This is a genomic window from Sphingomonas radicis, from assembly GCF_051400635.1.
Lineage (GTDB): Bacteria > Pseudomonadota > Alphaproteobacteria > Sphingomonadales > Sphingomonadaceae > Sphingomonas.
In genome coordinates this window covers 1-768 of record NZ_JBLFFG010000010.1, presented here as the reverse complement: position 1 = coordinate 768, position 768 = coordinate 1, and the positions used below count along the sequence as shown (strand labels likewise).

Genomic DNA, 768 nt, shown 5'->3' with positions numbered 1-768 from the left:
GCGGCGCTAAAGGGCTGGGCAATGCGGATCGCCAGACGCGCAGGCATGCGCAAGGCCAAGGTCGCCTTGGCGCGCAAGCTCGCGGTGATCCTGCATCGCATGCTCGCCGACGCCAAGCCGTTCAATCCGATGGCCAAAGCCATGGCAGGCTAAGCGAAGGAGTATCGATCGGTTCCGGGCGGGCCACGACACCAGGCTCATCCGTGTGAGGTCCCTTCGCTGGGACGATGGATCCGGTCAGGCCGCCATCCGGGAAGTGGATCACAACCACGCTTCCGTAGATTGGCCGACCGGCTCCTTATGCACCCCATGAGGCGACGGCCTTCGCGCCGATCCCGTACAGAAGCAAGTGCCCAGCGATTGGATCAGGCAAAAAGGGATTGACTTACTGAGGCCCGTTACAGAAGCCCGGATGGAGCGCAGCGAAATCCGGGGTCTCGCCGAGCGGAAAGAATCCCGGATTGCGCCTCGCTCCATCCGGGCTACAGGTGCCGACCCGTCGGGCAATACACCCGCAAAGCTGTCAATCCGTCTCGCCAAAAATATTCCACTTTACCGAATTTCGGAAATATCGTATGTAACGCGCACTCCGGCCCATTGAAGAGGGGCGTATCGCGATCGTCACGAAACGTGGGGTGGGCTGCGGTGGACGCTAGTCACATCGGCGCGACAGGCATTGCAGGGCGGGCAACCGTGAGCGAGGGCGGCGCGCATACGACCGGTGCGATCGGCGTACGGCAAAACCGTGTGGTCCTGGCGCCCGCAGGC

Annotated in this window: 1 pseudogene; it reads left to right on the top strand. The window is 62.8% G+C overall.

The features are described from left to right. A pseudogene (locus tag ACMGDH_RS18180) lies at positions 1–153 on the top strand (IS110 family RNA-guided transposase); the annotation flags it as partial. Positions 154–768 lie beyond the last annotated feature (615 nt).